20 protein-coding genes are annotated in these 19,284 nt (G+C 35.0%); 3 read left to right on the forward strand and 17 right to left on the reverse strand.

Features of this window, described 5'->3' with window-relative positions; all coding sequences use genetic code 11:
* Positions 1 to 169: 169 nt before the first annotated feature.
* Positions 170 to 415 (reverse strand): hypothetical protein, encoded by a 246-nt coding sequence (locus C2I06_RS11580; RefSeq protein WP_095332378.1) that lies wholly within the window; start codon positions 413 to 415, stop codon positions 170 to 172.
* Between the two features lie 226 nt (positions 416 to 641).
* Here C2I06_RS11580 and C2I06_RS11585 point away from each other — a divergent pair, with 226 nt between their 5' ends.
* On the forward strand, positions 642 to 1,742 hold the full coding sequence (locus C2I06_RS11585) for a M24 family metallopeptidase (RefSeq protein ID WP_095332379.1): 1,101 nt from the start codon (positions 642 to 644) through the stop codon (positions 1,740 to 1,742).
* 250 nt (positions 1,743 to 1,992) lie between these two features.
* Positions 1,993 to 2,604, forward strand: coding sequence for a cupin domain-containing protein (locus C2I06_RS11590; RefSeq protein WP_095332381.1), 612 nt, complete (start codon positions 1,993 to 1,995; stop codon positions 2,602 to 2,604).
* A gap of 166 nt (positions 2,605 to 2,770) precedes the next feature.
* Here C2I06_RS11590 and C2I06_RS25025 read toward each other — a convergent pair whose 3' ends face one another.
* The gene (locus C2I06_RS25025; RefSeq protein WP_163188279.1) at positions 2,771 to 2,917 is read right to left on the reverse strand and encodes a hypothetical protein; all 147 of its coding nucleotides are present in this window, start codon (positions 2,915 to 2,917) and stop codon (positions 2,771 to 2,773) included.
* A 108-nt stretch (positions 2,918 to 3,025) separates the two neighbouring features.
* Between C2I06_RS25025 and C2I06_RS11595 the strand changes: the two genes are divergently transcribed.
* Positions 3,026 to 3,472 carry a universal stress protein gene (locus tag C2I06_RS11595; protein WP_095332383.1) on the forward strand — a complete coding sequence of 149 codons (447 nt, stop codon included), beginning with the start codon at positions 3,026 to 3,028 and terminating at the stop codon, positions 3,470 to 3,472.
* A gap of 67 nt (positions 3,473 to 3,539) precedes the next feature.
* On the opposite strand, the gene argH is transcribed toward C2I06_RS11595, so the two are convergent.
* The 15 genes from argH to C2I06_RS11670 form a co-directional block, all read right to left on the reverse strand.
* Positions 3,540 to 4,931 (reverse strand): argininosuccinate lyase, encoded by a 1,392-nt coding sequence (gene argH / locus C2I06_RS11600; protein WP_095332384.1) that lies wholly within the window; start codon positions 4,929 to 4,931, stop codon positions 3,540 to 3,542.
* On the reverse strand, positions 4,928 to 6,136 hold the full coding sequence (locus C2I06_RS11605) for an argininosuccinate synthase (protein ID WP_095332385.1): 1,209 nt from the start codon (positions 6,134 to 6,136) through the stop codon (positions 4,928 to 4,930). The genes argH and C2I06_RS11605 overlap by 4 nt, the downstream gene beginning before the upstream one ends.
* A 319-nt stretch (positions 6,137 to 6,455) precedes the next feature.
* On the reverse strand, positions 6,456 to 6,962 hold the full coding sequence (locus tag C2I06_RS11610; protein ID WP_095332387.1) for a MogA/MoaB family molybdenum cofactor biosynthesis protein: 507 nt from the start codon (positions 6,960 to 6,962) through the stop codon (positions 6,456 to 6,458).
* Complete coding sequence (gene helD, locus C2I06_RS11615; protein ID WP_095332389.1) at positions 6,959 to 9,295, reverse strand: RNA polymerase recycling motor HelD; 2,337 nt, start codon at positions 9,293 to 9,295, stop codon at positions 6,959 to 6,961. The genes C2I06_RS11610 and helD overlap by 4 nt, the downstream gene beginning before the upstream one ends.
* Positions 9,296 to 9,339: 44 nt before the next feature.
* On the reverse strand, positions 9,340 to 9,759 hold the full coding sequence (locus tag C2I06_RS25825; RefSeq protein WP_164463678.1) for an EcsC family protein: 420 nt from the start codon (positions 9,757 to 9,759) through the stop codon (positions 9,340 to 9,342).
* Complete coding sequence (locus C2I06_RS25830) at positions 9,678 to 10,175, reverse strand: EcsC family protein (protein WP_123258082.1); 498 nt, start codon at positions 10,173 to 10,175, stop codon at positions 9,678 to 9,680. The genes C2I06_RS25825 and C2I06_RS25830 overlap by 82 nt, the downstream gene beginning before the upstream one ends.
* Positions 10,176 to 10,308: 133 nt before the next feature.
* Positions 10,309 to 11,499, reverse strand: coding sequence for an acetate kinase (locus C2I06_RS11630; RefSeq protein ID WP_095332392.1), 1,191 nt, complete (start codon positions 11,497 to 11,499; stop codon positions 10,309 to 10,311).
* A gap of 269 nt (positions 11,500 to 11,768) precedes the next feature.
* Positions 11,769 to 12,752 carry a class I SAM-dependent methyltransferase gene (locus C2I06_RS11635; RefSeq protein WP_095332394.1) on the reverse strand — a complete coding sequence of 328 codons (984 nt, stop codon included), beginning with the start codon at positions 12,750 to 12,752 and terminating at the stop codon, positions 11,769 to 11,771.
* Positions 12,753 to 12,893: 141 nt separating this feature from the next.
* Positions 12,894 to 13,394, reverse strand: a complete 501-nt coding sequence (gene tpx, locus C2I06_RS11640) for a thiol peroxidase (protein ID WP_095332395.1) — start codon at positions 13,392 to 13,394, stop codon at positions 12,894 to 12,896.
* 167 nt (positions 13,395 to 13,561) lie between these two features.
* Entirely contained in the window at positions 13,562 to 14,014 is a 453-nt protein-coding gene (gene ytfJ / locus C2I06_RS11645) for a GerW family sporulation protein (protein ID WP_095332397.1), read from the reverse strand.
* 19 nt (positions 14,015 to 14,033) lie between these two features.
* Positions 14,034 to 14,513: a DUF2953 domain-containing protein gene (locus C2I06_RS11650; protein ID WP_249928303.1), complete on the reverse strand. Its 480-nt coding sequence runs from the start codon at positions 14,511 to 14,513 to the stop codon at positions 14,034 to 14,036.
* 407 nt (positions 14,514 to 14,920) lie between these two features.
* The gene (locus C2I06_RS11655; protein WP_412973427.1) at positions 14,921 to 15,373 is read right to left on the reverse strand and encodes an RDD family protein; all 453 of its coding nucleotides are present in this window, start codon (positions 15,371 to 15,373) and stop codon (positions 14,921 to 14,923) included.
* Positions 15,374 to 15,496: 123 nt separating this feature from the next.
* Positions 15,497 to 16,510 (reverse strand): signal peptide peptidase SppA, encoded by a 1,014-nt coding sequence (gene sppA / locus C2I06_RS11660; protein WP_095332402.1) that lies wholly within the window; start codon positions 16,508 to 16,510, stop codon positions 15,497 to 15,499.
* A gap of 96 nt (positions 16,511 to 16,606) precedes the next feature.
* On the reverse strand, positions 16,607 to 17,530 hold the full coding sequence (gene rarD / locus C2I06_RS11665) for an EamA family transporter RarD (protein WP_123258084.1): 924 nt from the start codon (positions 17,528 to 17,530) through the stop codon (positions 16,607 to 16,609).
* 108 nt (positions 17,531 to 17,638) lie between these two features.
* Positions 17,639 to 19,237, reverse strand: coding sequence for an amidohydrolase (locus tag C2I06_RS11670; protein WP_095332405.1), 1,599 nt, complete (start codon positions 19,235 to 19,237; stop codon positions 17,639 to 17,641).
* Positions 19,238 to 19,284: the final 47 nt, after the last annotated feature.

Genomic DNA, 19,284 nt, shown 5'->3' on the forward strand with positions numbered 1-19,284 from the left:
ACAAGCAAAAAAGGGCTGGAAGAAAATAATCCCAGCCGAAGATAAATCGAACCACTATACGTATATCACCAATAAAGCCTCATATAATTATTTATCAACAAACGGTCCTTATTTATTAATAACGGGAGATAGATTGTTCGTTTTAATTCTATCCCTCTCCTTTTTTATCTTATTGGTAATAATAGATTTTCTTCTTTTTCTGCACTTTACTATAAGACCTTTTGGCTGTTCGTGGTTTTTTAGGGGTATATAGTAATGCCGTTAAATTTCCCGCTACCACCATTAAGGCAAAGGCTAGCCATGTAATCGAAAATATTCCTTCAACCCCATCACTGAAGGGAGAAAGTCTTGGCATGCCATAATATAAAAGAACACCACATAGTAATATACATAATAAATATCTATTCTTATTCATAGTCGCTAAAACCTCCTTGATACTATCCTATGCGGACAAGAATAAAAAAAGTATTTAAAATTAGCTAAAGCATCTATTCACACAGAAAATTTCGCAAGTCTAAATATTTACATACACGACTTATGTTGATAATCTTATAGGATAAGAATAATATTTAACTCGTCCTACAATATAAGAAAAAGGAAAAAGTATAGACTTGTTAAGAAACACTTGGAGGTAGGTTGAATTGGAAAAAAAAATAGCGTCTCTAGCAAATTGGATGAAGCAGGAAGAAATTGATTTCACCTTTTTAACATCTACAGATAATATTTTCTATTTTAGCGGATTCTATAGTGATCCACATGAAAGATTATTGGCTTTGATTGTCTTCCCAGAAAACGATCCGATATTAGTTTGTCCTGCAATGGAAACAAATGATGCAAAAGATGCCGGGTGGAACTATGATATCATCGGCTATAGCGATACAGAAAATCCATGGGAAACTATTCAAAGTATGGTTCAAAGCCGTACAAGCCGTACAAGAAAAGTAGCTCTTGAAATGGATCACATGAATGTGGCAAGATATCAGGCACTTCAAACATCATTTCCTAACATTGAAGGATATGTTTCTGCAGAAGAAAAAATTAATACTTTGCGCATGATAAAAACATCAGATGAATTAGCTAAGATAAAAGAAGCTTGTAAATGGGCTGATTTTGCTATTGAAGTAGGCTGTAATGAAATAGTAGAAGGCAAATCTGAAATGGAAATTCTAGCTGCTATTGAATATGAATTAAAGAAACAAGGAATTGGTAAGATGTCCTTTTCAACCATGGTACTAACTGGAGTGAACGGCGCTTCCCCTCATGGAAATCCAGGAGAGACAAAAATAAAAAAAGGAGACTTAGTATTATTCGACTTGGGGGTTGTTGTTGATGGATATTGTTCTGATATAACAAGAACAGTGGCATTTGGCGACATTAATGAGAAGCAAAAGGATATTTATGATACAGTTTTAAAAGCTCAGCTAACAGCTATCGAAGCCTCTAAGCCTGGCGTTTCTTGTGCTACTGTTGATCTAGCTGCTCGTAACACAATAAGAGAAGCTGGTTATGGAGAGTTTTTCCCTCACCGTTTAGGACATGGATTGGGTATTAGTGTTCACGAATTCCCTTCCTTAACTGAAACAAATTCCCTTGTTTTACAAGAAGGTATGGTATATACAATCGAGCCGGGCATTTATGTACCGAATGTTGCAGGAGTCCGGATAGAAGATGATGTATATGTTACAAAAGATGGAGTAGAGATTTTAACAAAATTTCCGAAAGAGCTTCAAATTATTCAATAAATGGTAAATAAGAAAATCCGCTTGATTTTTTGCTAATTATTATGCGGGTGCCAAACACAAACCTGTTTTCTAAAAACCCCAACGATAATTCGGAGTTTCCTCTAGCATCTCCATATAATCGTTGGGGTTTATATTTGGTTAGAATACTTAAAACCACTATTATCATCTCTTTTAAATGTACTTGCACCTAATTTTATATTTTACATAAAATACCTAAACTTAAAAGGGGCAGAAAAGGGGGATGAAGAGAATGGTTAAATATGTAGATTATACAGATCCAAAAGTCCAATACCATTTTGATGTAAATAAAAGTAATTTTTTCACAAGAGATAGTCATAACTATATTAATGTTTTAGGAGAACAACAGTTAAATTCGTTAGAAAATGTATCCTTGCTAGATATCTATTTAAGTAAAGATATTGTTGTAGAACCACATATTCACCAAAATGCGGCAGAGCTCGTATACTGCATTTCTGGTTCTGCTACTGTTTCACTGTTAAATCCTTTCACAAAAAAAGTTCTAAACTATACCATTACGCCTGGCCAAGTAGCTAATGTTCCTCAAGGCTGGTGGCATTATGAAATCGCAAATACAAATAAGACGCATTTATTAGCTATATTCAATGCACCTACACCTGAAGCAATCTTTGGCTCTGATTTACTTCGTCTAACTCCTCCAGACTTAATGGCACATACTTATTCATTAGATCTTAATAAGTGGAAATCCACCATCTCTCCTATTAATAAAACAACGATTCTAGGTCCGGCTATTAGTAGAAATAGCCCTAGCCAAAATTATTATGCTGACGCCAATTATCCTCAGCCTATCTATCAGCCTTACTACATTCCAAGAAATTACTAACAAATAGAGTTCAGATGAGGTACCAAAAATTATTCATTAAAAAAACGACTTTTTTATGACAGCACTCATAGGCTGGTTAGTAGGGAGCGCTGAGGGAGGTTCAGCCTACTTCATGTATCCGTAGATTAAACAAACTAGTTTTGCTCTTCCTACTGTCCTTTTTGTTTTAGTCTTTTATTTGTTTCTGCTCTTTGTCCAAGAAGGCATCAACCGCGCCGTCGTTATAGGAATCCATCACTTGGGCAGTTACTTCTTCGCTTCCCTTTTCATCAAATTCAAAATCATTCTGTATTCTTTCATTTTGTTTGTGCATCCCTATTCCTTCCTTTCTTATTTTCTTCCCTATTATTTGAATGAAAAGTTAACCTTATGCATGAATTGGGTATATAATAGAAGGAGATAAACTTAAGGAGTGAATGCTATGAACGTAAACTATCAAAACATTATTGTGGCAGTAGATGGTTCAGATGAGGCTGATAATGCTATAAAGAAAGCGATTTCGATAGCAAAAGAAAATAATGCTAGGCTTGTCATTGCCCACGTTATTGATACGAGATCTTTTGCAACGGTAGCTGCGTACGATCAATCCATTGCAGCTAAATCAGATGAATTCGCTAATGAGCTCTTAGATAAATATATTGTTCAAGCAACTGCAGCAGGAGTTCAGAATGTTGTAAAGGCAATTGAATTCGGTTCTCCAAGAGCAGTAGTTCCTCGGGAAATTGCGACAAAGTATAAAGCAGATTTAATCGTGTGTGGAGCGACAGGTTTAAATGCCGTTGAGAGATTTATTATCGGTAGTGTCTCTGAAGGAATTACCAGAAATGCTCCTTGTGATGTTTTAATTGTTAGAAGCAGTGATCAATAGATATAAAAAGAAGAAAGTTCTATTATAGAAAGCAGTGTTTGCAATCAAATAATAGAACTTTCTTCTTTTACTTCACTTCTTCTTTTTCCCAAACACAAAGCTTTGCTTTTTCAATCGCTTGCTTTATTTGGGTAAATCCAGTTCCGCCAGCACTATTTCGTCTTTCAACTGCCGTTCTGGGATTTAATACATGGTAGATATCCTGTTCAAATAAGCTGCTCGCTTCTTGTAATTCTGTAATACTTAAATCCTGCAAATAACATTTTTTATTCACACAATATAGAACCAATTTCCCTACTACTTCATGCGCCTCTCTGAAAGGCATCCCTTTTTCTGATAAATAATCAGCTAATTCTGTAGCATTAGAAAAGTCATTTTTCGTGGCATTTTCCATTCCTTGCTCATTAACCTTCATTGTTTGAATCATACCAGCAAAAATGCGCAAAGAGCCAACCACCGTTTTTACGGTATCAAACATCCCTTCTTTATCTTCCTGCATATCTTTATTGTAAGCTAAAGGCAAACCTTTCAATACAGTTAACAAGCCCATTAAATTTCCATAAACCCGCCCGGTTTTTCCACGGATTAATTCAGCCATATCTGGATTTTTCTTTTGGGGCATAATACTGCTTCCCGTGGAAAAACTATCGTCTAATTCAATAAATTTAAATTCTTGAGAAGACCAAAGAATAATTTCTTCACTAAAGCGCGATAGATGCATCATTAAAATAGAACTAGTTGATAGAAATTCTAGGATAAAGTCACGATCGCTTACTGCATCCATACTATTTTCATAAATGGAATCAAAGCCAAGTAGGTCAGCACTATAGGAACGATCAATAGGAAAGGTTGTTCCTGCTAAAGCACCGGCACCTAGTGGTGATACATTAATTCTCGTTACGTTTTCCTGATATCGCTGTTTGTCTCTTTCAAACATCCAGAAATACGCCATTAAATGATGCGCAAAAGAGATAGGCTGGGCACGCTGAAGATGTGTATACCCAGGCATTACTGTTTCAATATGATGCTCTGCCTTTTCCAACAACGCGCTTTGCAGCTCATTCAATAATTGAATAATTTGCTTTACTTGTGTTCGCAGGTAAAGATGCATATCTGTTGCAACTTGATCATTTCTACTTCTACCAGTATGGAGCTTCCCACCTATAGGACCAATTAAATCCGTTAATTTACTTTCTAAATTAAGATGGATATCTTCTAATTTTACAGAAAAAGTTAATTCATCCTTTTCTGCTTGCTTTTTTAACGTAAGTAACCCATTTTTGATTTTCTCTGCCTCTTCTACTGACAATATCCCTGTTTTAGAGAGCATTGCCACATGGGCAATGCTCCCTTCTATATCTTCTAATACTAGCTCCTGATCAAAGGAAATGGACGCACCGAATTCATCTACCCATTCCTCGGCAGATTTTGTAAATCTACCTCCCCATAATTTCTTCACACAGACACCTTCTTGTCGTTTTCCACAATGCTTTGAACCTTTGTAGGAAGTCCCCAAAGTTTAATGAAGCCAACCGCTGCTGCATGATCAAACTCATCGTCGGAAGTATACGTAGCAAGTTTTTCATCATATAAAGAATATGGTGATTTTCTTCCTTCTACAATCGCATGCCCTTTAAATAGTTTCACGCGAACCGTTCCTGTCACGTTTTTCTGGGTTTCTTGCAAGAAAGCTTGCAATGCTTTTGTAATTGGAGAGAACCAAAGTCCCTCATAAATAACTTCTGTGATTTTCTTTTCGATAACTGGTTTAAAATGTGCTACTTCTTTTACAAGCGTAATATCTTCTAATTCTTTATGTGCTTTCATCAATGTTAAAGCACCTGGACATTCATACACTTCTCTTGATTTAATTCCTACTAATCTATTTTCTACATGATCGATTCTACCCACACCATGTTTTCCGGCGATCTTATTTAACTCAAGAATTAGCGCAGATAAAGAATAAGTAATACCATCTATGCTGACAGGGACACCTTCCTTAAATTCAATTTCAATAATATCTGCTTGATCAGGAGCATTTTCGAGACTTACTGTTAAGTCATACGCTTCTTCTGGAGGGGCAGCCCAAGGATCTTCTAAAATTCCACATTCATTGCTTCTTCCCCATAGATTTTGGTCTATAGAAAATGGACTATCCAAGTTAACCGGGATTGGAATATTTTTTTCTTTTGCATAAGCAATTTCTTCTTCACGAGACCATCCCCACTCGCGGACTGGTGCTAATACTTTTAAATTAGGATTTAATGCTTGGATAGATACTTCAAAACGCACTTGGTCATTTCCTTTTCCCGTACATCCATGTGCGACCGCAATAGCATTTTCTTTTTCTGCTACTTCTACTAATTTTTTGGAAATTAAAGGTCTAGATAATGCAGAGACAAGGGGATACTTTCCTTCATAAAGGGTATGTGCCTGCATAGCAGTAAGTGCAAAATCCTGTGCGAATTCTTCTTTTGCATCGATGACATAAGATTGAACTGCACCAACCGAAAGTGCTTTTTGTTGTATAAAGTTCAAATCCTTTCCTTCACCAACATCTAAGCAGCAAGCTACTACATCATAACCTTGATCCTGTAACCATTTTATTGCTACAGATGTATCTAATCCTCCTGAATATGCTAAGACTACTTTTGGATTTGCCATTACCTAATTCCTCCTATATGCGAATAAATATTCATTTATTTATATTTTTATTCAAAAACTATATGTATCACTTTAACAACTTTCCCTAATAATTTCAATAGAATTTTTATAAAAATTTAAATAATTTTATTTTTATACACACAAAAAGATAGGAAGTCTCAGTATACATCCTATTAATAAACTAATTATTTGTATCTATAAAAATAAGCTTAATGTTTTATGCATTATTTTATACATTTCATTACTAGATAAATCTATTTTTATATATAAAAAAGGTCAACCCTTTTCTTTACATGAAAAGTTATTGACCTTTTTATTATTATTTATGCAACTCGCTGACGACATGACTTAATTCAGGAAGGATTAATTTGTTCATCGCAAGCCGTACAGCCCCTGTAGATCCTGGAGTACAAAAAATGACCGTATTATTAATCGTTCCAGCAATCGCTCTTGTTAGTATGGCACTAGAGCCTATATCTTCTGTATAGCTTAACATTCGAAACAGTTCTCCAAATCCATCTAATTCTTTTGTTAAAAGAGGTTTAATAGCTTCGATGGTAACATCCCTTGGTGAAATTCCTGTCCCTCCATTTAGGAGAATACAGTCTATTTCAGCTGATTGCACGCCCGTTATTATTTCTTGTACAATTTGTTCTTTCTCATCCTTTACAATGACATACTTTTGTATAGAATGGTTTTCCTGTTCTAGCAGATCAATCATCAATTTACCGCTTTTATCATTTTCCTCAGATCTTGTATCACTAACGGTTATTATTTTACAGCCCACCTGTAAGTATTGATGCTTCGTATGGATTTGTTTATTCATCTTTCCCCACTCTTTCGCTCGTTTTCTTTCTCCACTGTAAAATATGCTTCATGTGTCTTATCCAATAATAACGATGCTTTGTCGCGTGTAAATAAATGAAGGCGATGCATTGGTCTTGTCATTGCTACATATAAAAGCTTTAAATCTATTTCTTCTTGGGAAAAAGACTCATTTAACGTAAAAAGAAGAACTGCGTCAAATTCCAGTCCCTTGGAAAGGTAGCTTGGGACAATAATTAAATAATTCTTTTCAAGATCTTCATTTTCTTGAAGAAATTGGACATTAGGCACTTTTCTTTTTTGCATCTCTTTCAATATTGCTTTACATTCTTCCTCTGTTTTACCAATAATAGCAATAGAGTGATAACCGTCATTATGCAGTCGATCTGCTACTTGAATCATTCTGTCAACCAATTCTTGTTTTTGCTCATATAAATGAACAGTTGGTTTTTCTCCATGGCGGACAACTGGTTTTACTTTGGGCAAATCTTCATTGACTAAATGCAAAATTTCATTTGCCAAAAACATAATTTCAATCGTAGTCCGGTAGCTTTTTTGCAAGGTCATATAATTCGCGCGCGGAAAAATAGTTTGCTGTAATGTCTGCCAGTTCTGTAATCCTCGATAGGAGTGAATCCCTTGTGCTAAATCTCCAACAAGGGTAAACATATCTGTTTCTAGTCCTGCTTTTAAGGCATATAGCTGAAATTCGCTATAATCCTGCACTTCATCAATGACAATATTCTTCGCTCGATATTCTTTATCTATGCCAAATATTTTATACTGCAAATAAAATAATGCCCCTAAGTCCTCGATTTCCACTTTCTTTTGTTTTAATATCTTTCGCTGGAAGGCAATCAAATAATCTAATTGCTTTTCTGTTAGCGAATCTTCCGTATATTTTCTAAGGAGCTCCTTATCCGCAAATAATCTGGAATAATACCCATATAAATCGGTTGTTTCCATCGTCTTCATATATCTTCTAACAGCAGTTGATGCTTCTTTCTTTACTGTTGCTAATCTTTCTGCCTTCGTGTCTAGAAAATAGACAACTTTCTCTTTACGCTTTGTATCTTCTTTTATCTTTAAGGCTCGATCTAATGCATCTTCATACTTATCTTCCAACTTACTTAAGATTATTTTCTTTTTCCGTTTTAAATCAGCTTGTAAGATTCCCTTTATTTTCTCTTTCCGTTTGATTAAAGGAAGATAATCGTATTCCTTCTTAAATAAACGCTCCAGTTTCTTTGCTCCATATAACGGGAATTTTTCTACCCGAAAATCTTCTTTTGGACTCATTTCATTACATATATCCACTAAATATTTATCCATTACCTTTTTATATTCTAAAGATCCTTTATAACGGGAAAGCCACTTAACCAATTCTTCTTGTTTGTTCGTATGATTTATAAATGTTAGTAGTTTTTTATTTGACTGAATTACTTTCATTTTCTTGCCAATGCATAGTAAAACATAATCTAGGAATGTCGTTTGGCGAATCTTCTCTACGCCCAAATCAGGCAGTGCTTGTGCAATATATCCGATAAACATATTATTTGGCGCAATAATCATTAATTGCTCAGGTTGAAAATATTTTGCATAGTTATAGATAAAATAGGATATTCGGTGTAAAGCAATAGTTGTCTTACCACTTCCGGCCGCTCCTTGCACAATGATCGGTCGATTTAAATCAGCTCGAATTATTTCATTTTGTTCTGCTTGAATGGTTGAAATAATCTCTGTTAGTCGTTGGTCTGCTTTTCCAGCAAGAGATTGCTGCAATAATTCATCTGTCGTCGTTAAATCTATATCCTGATAATGAAGGAGCTCCCCTTTTTCAATTTTAAATTGTCTTTTTAACGATAAATGCCCATCAATCGTTTCTTCATTGACTTCATATGAAACTTCTCCCAATCGTCCATCGTAATAGACATTTGCAATTGGTGAACGCCAGTCTACTATAATTGGTTTTTGTGTGTCTTTTTCAAAAAGCGATGTCTTTCCTAAATAATAGACATTCTTTTGGGACTTCCCTTTCATTTGATAATCAATCCGCGCAAAATAGGGAGCATCTAAAATACGTTTTAAAATACTTAACTCGGTTGTTGCAAGCTGCAAAAACTTACTATTCGTTAAATAGTTGATATAACTCAAACTACTGTCAAGCGCCTCTTCATTGCTTATGGATTCTCGCACATTTTCCTGTAAAGTCCCTTGATTGATTTGCGCCTCATGCAAAACGTCATTCATATAATTTTTCGTATATTCAAGTCTTTTCTTTTCCTGTTCCCATTCGTCTATTGAAAAGTCTTCCATTGTTTCCCCTTTCTCCATTTATAAGAAACTTCCATCCGTATTTTAGTCCACGGTTGCTGCACCTATCTCAAAGTCGGATAAATTCTATCTTGTTTGCTTAGTAAATAGCTTTTTTGATAAAAATGATTTGCCATTTCCGTCATCCTTTTCGTAAAATGGTAATTCGCAGCTGCTCCTATTATGGTACCAGCCTTACTGTATTTCCTTTTAAGAAATAAAATAAAGGAAAGCTTTATCAGCTCATTTAATAAAGAATGCAGCATCTTTTCCTGAACTATTTCATCCTTTCCATCATAAAAGAAACCTTGCTGTTCTTGCTCTAATTCATCCATTAGCTCATTCCATGCTTCTTTTCGCTGCTCATGCGGTAAACAGCCTGCACAGAAAACTTTCAATGCCGTCATGATTTCATTGGGACTATCTGCTGGTCTCCCATATAGCGAAGCAAGAACCTGAACGGATCGAAGATTAATAATAAGCATCGAGAGAAAATCTCCCATGAAAAAACCAGTATGCTTTGAAGCCAAAGCCCTTGGACCGAGGCAAGCATCCTGTAATGAGCCATTTGTTTTTCTGCAATGGATTGTAATTGGTCTATACTCAATTTTGTCATATCTCTTAAAGTGAAGATGGATTCATTATGTACTCTTGCCTGCTGCATAATTTTTTGGGCGGTGTTTCGTTGAAATGTGGAATTAATTAAGATGGCATGAAGATGAAATAAGATATTATTAAGTGATCGTACAATTTTTTGTTTTTGCCATTCAGGTAAATAGGATAAGCCAGTATCTATGTAATCTGAATAAAGATGGAGAATTTTGATTGGGCGCTCACTTTTCCTTTCCTTTTCCCATTGTTCTATTTTATCCAAATAATAAGCTTCAGCTTTTGTAAGCATTTAATCCCCCCTGAATAATAAGAATCATTCCTTATTTTACTAAAAGAAGCCAATAAAAGACAATCTTTATCGTACATTGAGCTACGAAAAAGATTGTCTTGTTATTCTTATCCTAGATCTTTGCAGACTTAACTTAAATACCAGCTAATCTACAAACGTCTCTTGCAATCATTACTTCTTCATTTGTTGGAATTACCATTACTTTTACTGGAGAATGTGGATAGTTAACGAATGATTCTTCTCCAGAAATTTTATTCAATGTTGGATCCCAATATACTCCCATAAATTCAAGGCCTTGAAGAACTCTTGCACGAACAATTTCACTATTCTCCCCAATACCAGCAGTAAAGATGATTGCATCTACACCGTTCATTCCAGATGCATATGAGCCAATGTATTTATGGATGTTATCTGCAAAAATTCTCAATGCAAGTTCCGCACGATCGTTGCCTTCTTTTGCTTGCTCTGTAATATCACGTAAATCACTGGAGAAACCAGAGATTCCTAAAAGACCACTCTTCTTATTTAACACTTGTAATACTTCATCAGCAGATTGATCTGTTTTTTCCATGATAAATGGAATTAACGCAGGGTCAATATTACCAGAACGAGTTCCCATTGTAACACCTGCAAGAGGAGTGAATCCCATTGAAGTATCAACAGACTTTCCACCTTCAATAGCTGCAATACTAGCGCCATTTCCTAAGTGACATGAAATTAAACGTAATTGGTCAATAGGACGGCCTAATAATTCAGCAGCGCGTTGAGACACGTATTTATGGCTTGTTCCATGGAAACCATATTTACGAATTCCATATTGCTCATAATATTCATATGGAAGGCTGTATAAATAAGATTTTTCCGGCATTGTTTGATGGAACGCTGTATCAAATACTGCTACAGCCGGTACATTTGGCAATACATGTTGGAATGCACGAATACCAGTTAAGTTAGCTGGATTGTGTAAAGGCGCTAATTCAGATAAAGTATCAATTTTACCAATTACATCATCTGTAATTAATGCAGAATCAGCAAATTCTTCTCCGCCATGAACTACACGATGACCAATTCCTTCGATTTCATCTAAAGAAGCGATAATACCTAACTCTGTTAATTTGCCTAAAAGAATCTTTACAGCGACATCATGATCAGGAATTTCTGTAACTTCCTTGATTTTTTCTCCGTTGACAGAGATATTAAATACAGCATCAGTTAATCCAATACGCTCTATTAAACCTTTTGTAATTACTTCTTCACTTGGCATTTCGAACAATTGAAACTTTAGTGAAGAACTACCAGCATTAATCGCAATTATTTTTGCCATAAAATGATTTACTCCCCTTTTGTATAACAACTTTTTATTTATTTGCCTGACATTGAACAGATCGGATCATACAACAGACAAGATTTACTTCTTTCAGTTTTTCATTAAAACATTCTACTAGAAACATTTCAAGCACATTATGCCCAGTTATTCATTTTTTTTTAGATTTTCGTCGTTTTTTCGAAAAAAAGACAAATTTATGCCGATTATCTTCTATATAATAAAAGGAAACTGTCTTATAACACTTAACGTAATTTAAATTATTATCCTTATTTATTTGCTTGTATCCATGTGTCCAATTCACTTAAAACTTTTTCCATTGCACGCATATTAGAGAAGCTAGGCACTTTTGCAAGTAAAACTTGCTTTGGTGCTACTATATTATTCCCCTTTTTCTGTAGAATCAATATACTTTTTGCGGACTGTTTACTTTTGAAAAGCGTCTCTGGCAATTGCATTATTGCTTGTATGTGTACTTCTTCTTTTATATAGTCATGAAGTTTAGCCGCTTGCTCTGATTCAAATAAATTATTGGGAATAACAAAGAAAGCATAGCCACCAGGCTTAACATAATTTAAACTTTGTTCGATGAACAAATGATGTGCATATGTATGCCCATCTTCTGCTTTCACTTTAAATTCATTCGCACGAATATCGTTTGGATAATACCCTACTGGTAAATCACTTACGACAACGTCTACTGGATCGATAAACAAATGTTCTAAACTATCTTGGTTGAAAAATTCAATCGGTTGTTCCTGAAGATTAGCATTTACTAACGCTAACTGTAAAAGCAAGTCATCAATATCAACACCGTAGGCAGCGATGTTCTTACCGATTTGATGATTCATCACAGTGGTTAATAAATTCCCTGTCCCAACTGCCAAATCTAATAACCGAAGTTCTTCTTTCGTATAAAACTTTTGTACTAAATAACCAAACAGGATTCCAATTGAATCTGGTGTCATTTGATGATTAGGCTGTGTATTTTCTTTCATCCCTTTTAAAATGACTAATTGAAACGCTTTACGAATTTCCTCTTTTGAGTATTTAGCCAAGTGAATCGATTCATATGATTTTTTTAATCTTTTTTTACTTAATTCACTCAATTCTTCCTGTAAAATCGCTTCTTGAAAAATATTCTCTCCTGTTAAAGCTAAAGATTCTAAATACGTATATTCTAGTTCCTCTTGTATAATCAAAGCTGTTTCATTAAAAACTGTAAATAATTCTTCTACTGGAGAAATGTTCATTTTATCACCTAATTATTATAGATTTCTTAAAAAATAAGCCAAATAAAAAGAGTCTGTCCCTTTTAAAAGGCCAAACTCTAGCTTATCATACGGTTAAGAAATTAACCAGATAATCGATTGTTTTATCTGCCATTCAGCAAATTAATTAGCTTCTTTTACTGCTTTGATTGCTGCCTCATAATTTGGATGGTTGCTTCCTTCACTAACATATTCAACATATGTTACTGTATCACTAGCATCTACTACGAAAACCGCACGTGCTAATAATCGCAATTCTTTCATCACTACACCATATGCTTCCCCGAAAGACAAATCTCTATGGTCTGATACGGTAATAACATTATCCAACCCACTTGCTGCACACCATCTTCTTTGCGCAAAAGGTAAATCGACACTCACTGTTATTACTTCCACATTCTCAAGCTTGGAAGCTTCCTCATTAAATTTTCTTGTTTGTGCATCACAGACACCTGTATCAACAGAAGGAACTACACTAAAAAGACGAATCTTTCCTTTTGAGCTAGCTAAAGATACTTCTGACATATCATTCGCTAATACTGTAAAATCGGGAGCTTTGTCTCCAACTTTGATTTCGTTCCCAATCAGTGTGACTGGATTATGTTTAAAAGTTACATTTGCCATTGGTCTCTCCTCCATATTCTTATGTAATTACTTTCATCATATCGATAGTTGCTACTATTTGCAAAAAATACGAACTGTTTAAAGAACATTTACAGGCAAAGTGAAACGAGCTCACCGATTCTTGTGAACTCGTTTTGCTAACAATTAAATTTGCGGCTTGCTGAATATTAAAATTCAATATCTTCTTTTTGTTGCTGTGATTGTCCTTCACTACTGTTGGAATCAGAAGACGAATCTTTCTTAGCAAACATTTGCTGAATTTTATCAACAGCTTGTGGAGCAATATCCAAGATTTTTTCATAAAGATGAGTACTTTCATCTAAGTGGACCATTTTTACTCCTTGAGCATTTACAATCAGAAATGCAATTGGTGTAATACTAACTCCACCACCGCTACCTCCACCAAAAGGATGCTTTGTTAAAGAATCATTTAATGAATGGTTCTCTAACGTAAATTCACTGCCTCCAGCCGCAAATCCAAATCCAACTTTAGACACAGTTAAAATCACACTGCCATCTGGTGTTTCCACAGGATCGCCAATAATCGTATTAACATCAATCATTTCTTTTAAATTTTCCATTGCAGTTGTCATTAAGCCTTGAATCGGATGATCTGACATTTTCCTATTCCTCCATTGTCTATTGTTTACTTTGGATAGACGTTTCCTTTGTTTTAAAATTAGGGAAACCATCTTTCCAATATTTCACCAGTTTAATTCCTGCCATCATAGCATGCCCTAACCGAAATTGAATCATACAAGAAAATAATGTTTCAGAGGCAACTCCCTGAAATTGAGGATAGATGTTTATTTTCGGCATATCATGCAGCTTCATATAATTACTAATCATTCCGATGATACTGCCTTTTACTGACCAAATAGCACCTGAAATCATCCCTGTATGTGCGGCATCTCCTAAACCTACAATAGAGCTCCATTCTATATTCTTTATTGTTAGTTTTGCTAAAAATAACCTTACTATGCGGTGAAAATGAACAACATGATTTAATAGCTCTTGGGAATTGGACAAAAAATTTAATAAATCTGAGCCGGAAAATTGTTTTGTATCCTCTATTTTCTCTTTTTTGCCTGTTATTTCTGTTTCTTCTTCTATTACCAATGTCGGAGAGTCCTCATCTATTTTAATTAGAGGTATTGTCTTCTTATAGCGAATAATTCCAAATAACGCACGAACTTCTATTTTTAAATCATCGTTATCTTTCTTATGGTAATAGCGGATATGTATCGTTAATTTTAAAAAAATGAAAATAGTAGAAGTAATAAAAAAGCACCAATTATAATAGCTAGAATGAAAAGAACTTTCATTTTGGTAACACTTCCCTTCAGCTTATTATTATTGGATAAAACAGCCAAAATTAAACATGCTAAGTCAGGTGGAATTACCAGAATCCGTATCTCACCCAATCAATACAAAAAACCTGAACAATTATACGAAAAATAAACATTTCCATATAATTGTTCAGGTCTATATTAGTTAGAATACTGCAATCCTAATCTCATTTTCTGTTAACGATCATGTACTACTGCCGTATCAGCAAATAAATCATGAATTCCTTGTTTCTTTGGTAAGAAGGCAACTAAAGCATATAAAATGAAAAAGCTGCTGGAGATAAATCGGCCTATCCACTCACGGAAAAGAATAGTATCCCATGTTAGTTTTTCTTTGTTTATCGGGACTACTTTTAACCCAAAAATCATTTTCCCTAATGTTTGTTTCAAAAATTTTGTCATTAGCACAAAATATAAATAAAACGTAATAGCAGTACAAATGTTTACCGTAGAGAAAATACCTGATTCATATAACGGGACATCTGCTATTCGTAAAATAGGATAGATTAGAATACGATTAACACTTGAAACAATAATTAAATCTGCCAAATATGCCCAAAAGCGCATCCAAAATCCTGCATATACATAAGAAACTTCCCCCAATGGCAACTTCTTTTCTTTTGGTACAATTGGTGTCTGCTCATTCCTATCTACTATTTCATTGTACGAAAAAGTAGTTTCTGACACCGTTTCTTCCTTTAAAGAATTTTCAGTTTCCAACTTTTCATGTTCATTACTCAATTAGTTCCCCTCCTATTCTGCATATAAATACATTAAACGAGGTGAGTTAGCATTTGTGACGATTTTTAATATATTTGCTAATTCTTTATCCTCACTTGTTATTAATTTTTTCGCAGTCATGCCAAACAAGGAACCAAAGCCAGTATTGTCCGTATACTTAACAACCGCAGCATCATTTAATTTATAGTCTGCTTTCATCTTTTCTACAACATCATCAAAATAACCAAAATCATCAATCAAATTTAATTCCTTCGCTTGTCTTCCATCATAGATACGACCATCTGCGATTTTCTTTACTTCTGCCTCTTTCATACCTCGTCCGTCTGCAATGACTTTAACAAAGCCCGCATAAGAATTATCAATTAATCGTTGTAAAATTTCTCTTTCTTCCTCTGTCATTTCTCTAGTAGAACTCATGATATCCTTGTATTTACCACTTTTAATTGTAACAAACTCGACTCCGTACTTTTCAGCAAGACCTTCAAAATTATATCCACTCATAATAACACCAAGCGATCCCGTTAATGTTTCAGGACTTGCAAAAATTTTATCAGCAGGAGCTGAAATATAATAACCACCAGAAGCTGCCATTGATCCCATTGATACGTAGACAGGTATTTTAGCTTCCTTTTGAATTTCCACTATTTTATCGTGAATCTGCGCACTTTCCACTACTCCTCCACCTGGAGAGTTCACTTTCAAAATAACTCCTTTTACACTTGGATCTTCTTTTATGTAATCCAGCTTTTCCATAAAGGAAGTATGGTTATAACCAGCTGCTGAAAAAAGAGAATCAGCATCCCCAGTATCCTGTATCGTTCCAGACACTTCTAGAACCGCTATTTTCTTAGCAATATTACCATCCTCTATGTATTCTTCTACATAAGGCGCTTTACCTTCGCCTAGAAATTGCCCAAATAACTCTTCCACATCGGTTGTAAATGCTATTGATACCAAACTAGTAATAATGGAGAAGGCAAAAATAACACCTGCTATTCCTAAAGCCGCCCAACGTTTTCCATTCATTCACTCAAAACCCCCTAATATTTGTTCTATTTTCTATACGTCCTACCAACAAAAATGTTTCAGAAAAACCAACTTCAATATTTATTATTTTACTTCTCATGCTATTCCTTTAGCTTCTTTCTTTTTTGCTGAAGAAAATAGCTTTGTTCGTGAAAGAGAATAAATTGTTAATGCAGACCAAATAAATATAAATGCTAATAAGTGTGCCGTTGTAAAAGGCTCATGATAGACAAATACACCAAGAATTAATGTCAATGTAGGTGTTAAGTATTGTATGAATCCTAGCATGGATAAAGGAATTCGTTGCGCTCCCTTAGCGAAAAATAATAACGGAACAGCTGTTAACACGCCTGATATAATTAACAAAAAGTCTAAACTGGTTGAAATGGCCAAAAAGGCATGATCCCCTTTAGCAAATAAATAACCGATATAAAGGAGTGCAAATGGGGTAATAAACATGGTTTCCAATGTTAATCCTACATCGGAATCAACTTTGATTAATTTTTTGGCCAAGCCATATAAACCAAATGTCATTGCTAAAGATATTGCTATCCAAGGAAAGGCTCCATGGGCGAATGTAATAATACAAACTCCAATTGCAGCTAATAAAACGGAAACATACTGGATCTTCGATAATTTTTCTTTCATCACAAAAATGCCTAATAATACACTTACTAATGGATTTATATAATACCCAAGACTCGTTTCGATTATTTTGTTGGCATTTACCGCCCAAATATAGATAAACCAGTTACAACTAACTAGCACAGAGGCTATAAATAGCATAATCCCCTGTTTTTTTTGATACTTAAAAGATCGTAGTGTTTGAAAAAACAGTGTCCATTTCCGTGTAATAGTTAGTAAAATACACATAAAAATAAACGACCAAACTATTCTGTTTGCAAGTATTTCATCTGCTCCTACTCCTTGCAGATGTTTCCAATATATCGGAAACAGCCCCCATATTAAATAGGAAATTCCCGCAAAGATGGCCCCTATCCGTACATTATTTTTCTCCATTTTTCATCGCTTCTTTCTACAATCGAAATATTCCATATTATATATATTTTTTTGGAGGCTGACAATCAATCTTTTTTAGAAATCTTTGGAATGGATTAACTTCCTCTGTTAATTACGTTCATACATTATTTCATTTCCAACAATCGTTTTCATTACCTTGATTTTCTCTATTTCATGTGGATTTACGTGAAAAATATCCTTATTTAAAATCGTAAAATCCGCTACATACCCTTTCTCAATTTTCCCCCGATCCTCTTCATGACAAATTGCATAGGCACTGCCTTTTGTATACAGGCAAACTGCTTCATAAATCGTTAAAGCCTCTTTGGGAATATATCCTTTTCCTTGTTTATCCTCTTGGTTAGATCTTGTCACTGCTGCTTGAATTCCTACTAAAGGATTCACATTTTCAATTGGAGCATCTGAACCTCCTGCACAATGCAACCCTTCTTCTAATAAAGTTTTCCAAGCATAACAGTATGCTAAATTTTCCTCTCCCAGTCTGTCGATAACCCATGGAAAATCGGAAACTACAAAGCTAGGCTGGATATCTAGTATTAAAGGTAATCCCTTCAAGCGTTCGATTAAATCCTTGCGCAGCATGGTTGCATGGATAAGACGGTCTCTCCCAAAGCCTTGCAAAGGATACTTTTCAATGGCATTCAACACCATCTCAAAGGCAGCATCCCCAATGGCATGTACAGCAATCGGGCATTCTTTTTCTCTAGCCATTGCTACTAGGTCATTTAACCTTTCTTGGGTAAAAATACTTACTCCATTTGTCGAAGGATCATCATGATACGGTCTACTTAAAAAGGCAGTTCTTCCTCCGAAAGCGCCATCTGCAAATATCTTCATGCTACCAAACTCTACCCATTCGGAACCACCTAAGTATTTCCCACCATCTTCTATCATCTCTTCAAACACTTCATGGTGCACAAGCAGATGGGCTCTAAATAGATTGCCCTCTTCTTCGATTACTTTTTTAAAGGACTGATATGTTCCTTTATATCCATGATAGTAATTTAAGTCTTCTGTATGAGCTCCAGTAAGGCCTAATCGATAAGCATCTTTAATTCCCGCTCGCAATGCATTCTCCACATATTCGTCTGTTACTTTTGGTAGAACACTTGTAATTAATTCTTGAGCTTGATCTTTAAATACACCGTTAGGATTGCCTAATTCATCCTTCTCCATAACTCCCCCGAATGGAACTGGTGTATCATTTGTAATATTGGCAATCTTTAAAGCATATGAATTCACCGCAATCGCATGCTTGCATATCCGATTAAGGAGAACGGGATGATTAGAAACATGCTGATCGATGTCCTTAGCTGTCAGGACTTTCTGTTCAGGCCACATGTTTTCATTCCAACCATCGCCAATAATCCATTGCCCTTCTTTAATATCCCTTGCATAACTAGCTAACATCTGTAAAGCTTCCTCTTTTGATGTGCAAGCAGATAAATTTAGTCTTAAAAGCTTTTCTCCGTGGCCAATCAAATGCATATGACTATCGACAAAGCCTGGTAGAAGCACATCGCCTTTTAAGTCTATTTCTCCCTCTATGGTTCCGCCATGTTTTTCTTGCAAATATTCCTTATCACCATAATCTACTATATACTGTCCATCTGTTAGTATAGCTTCTATGAGATCTCCGTCTTCTTTAAGTGTGTATATTTTCCCACCATAAATAAGTTTTTTCATGAAAACCCCTCCCATTTCCACTTTTCTTTTTACAAAAAGGACACTCT

It is taken from the genome of Niallia circulans (assembly GCF_003726095.1).
GTDB lineage: Bacteria > Bacillota > Bacilli > Bacillales > Cytobacillaceae > Niallia > Niallia circulans_A.

What these genes read in the sequence shown, in the direction of transcription:
- C2I06_RS11580 (WP_095332378.1), bottom strand. Translation starts at nt 415, where the DNA reads ATGAATAAGAATAGATATTTATTATGTATATTACTATGTGGTGTTCTT.
- C2I06_RS11590 (WP_095332381.1), top strand. Translation starts at nt 1,993, where the DNA reads ATGGTTAAATATGTAGATTATACAGATCCAAAAGTCCAATACCATTTT.
- C2I06_RS25025 (WP_163188279.1), bottom strand. Translation starts at nt 2,917, where the DNA reads ATGCACAAACAAAATGAAAGAATACAGAATGATTTTGAATTTGATGAA.
- C2I06_RS11595 (WP_095332383.1), top strand. Translation starts at nt 3,026, where the DNA reads ATGAACGTAAACTATCAAAACATTATTGTGGCAGTAGATGGTTCAGAT.
- C2I06_RS11605 (WP_095332385.1), bottom strand. Translation starts at nt 6,136, where the DNA reads ATGGCAAATCCAAAAGTAGTCTTAGCATATTCAGGAGGATTAGATACA.
- C2I06_RS11610 (WP_095332387.1), bottom strand. Translation starts at nt 6,962, where the DNA reads ATGAATAAACAAATCCATACGAAGCATCAATACTTACAGGTGGGCTGT.
- helD (WP_095332389.1), bottom strand. Translation starts at nt 9,295, where the DNA reads ATGGAGAAAGGGGAAACAATGGAAGACTTTTCAATAGACGAATGGGAA.
- C2I06_RS25825 (WP_164463678.1), bottom strand. Translation starts at nt 9,759, where the DNA reads ATGCTTATTATTAATCTTCGATCCGTTCAGGTTCTTGCTTCGCTATAT.
- C2I06_RS25830 (WP_123258082.1), bottom strand. Translation starts at nt 10,175, where the DNA reads ATGCTTACAAAAGCTGAAGCTTATTATTTGGATAAAATAGAACAATGG.
- C2I06_RS11630 (WP_095332392.1), bottom strand. Translation starts at nt 11,499, where the DNA reads ATGGCAAAAATAATTGCGATTAATGCTGGTAGTTCTTCACTAAAGTTT.
- C2I06_RS11635 (WP_095332394.1), bottom strand. Translation starts at nt 12,752, where the DNA reads ATGAACATTTCTCCAGTAGAAGAATTATTTACAGTTTTTAATGAAACA.
- tpx (WP_095332395.1), bottom strand. Translation starts at nt 13,394, where the DNA reads ATGGCAAATGTAACTTTTAAACATAATCCAGTCACACTGATTGGGAAC.
- ytfJ (WP_095332397.1), bottom strand. Translation starts at nt 14,014, where the DNA reads ATGTCAGATCATCCGATTCAAGGCTTAATGACAACTGCAATGGAAAAT.
- sppA (WP_095332402.1), bottom strand. Translation starts at nt 16,510, where the DNA reads ATGAATGGAAAACGTTGGGCGGCTTTAGGAATAGCAGGTGTTATTTTT.
- rarD (WP_123258084.1), bottom strand. Translation starts at nt 17,530, where the DNA reads ATGGAGAAAAATAATGTACGGATAGGGGCCATCTTTGCGGGAATTTCC.
- C2I06_RS11670 (WP_095332405.1), bottom strand. Translation starts at nt 19,237, where the DNA reads ATGAAAAAACTTATTTATGGTGGGAAAATATACACACTTAAAGAAGAC.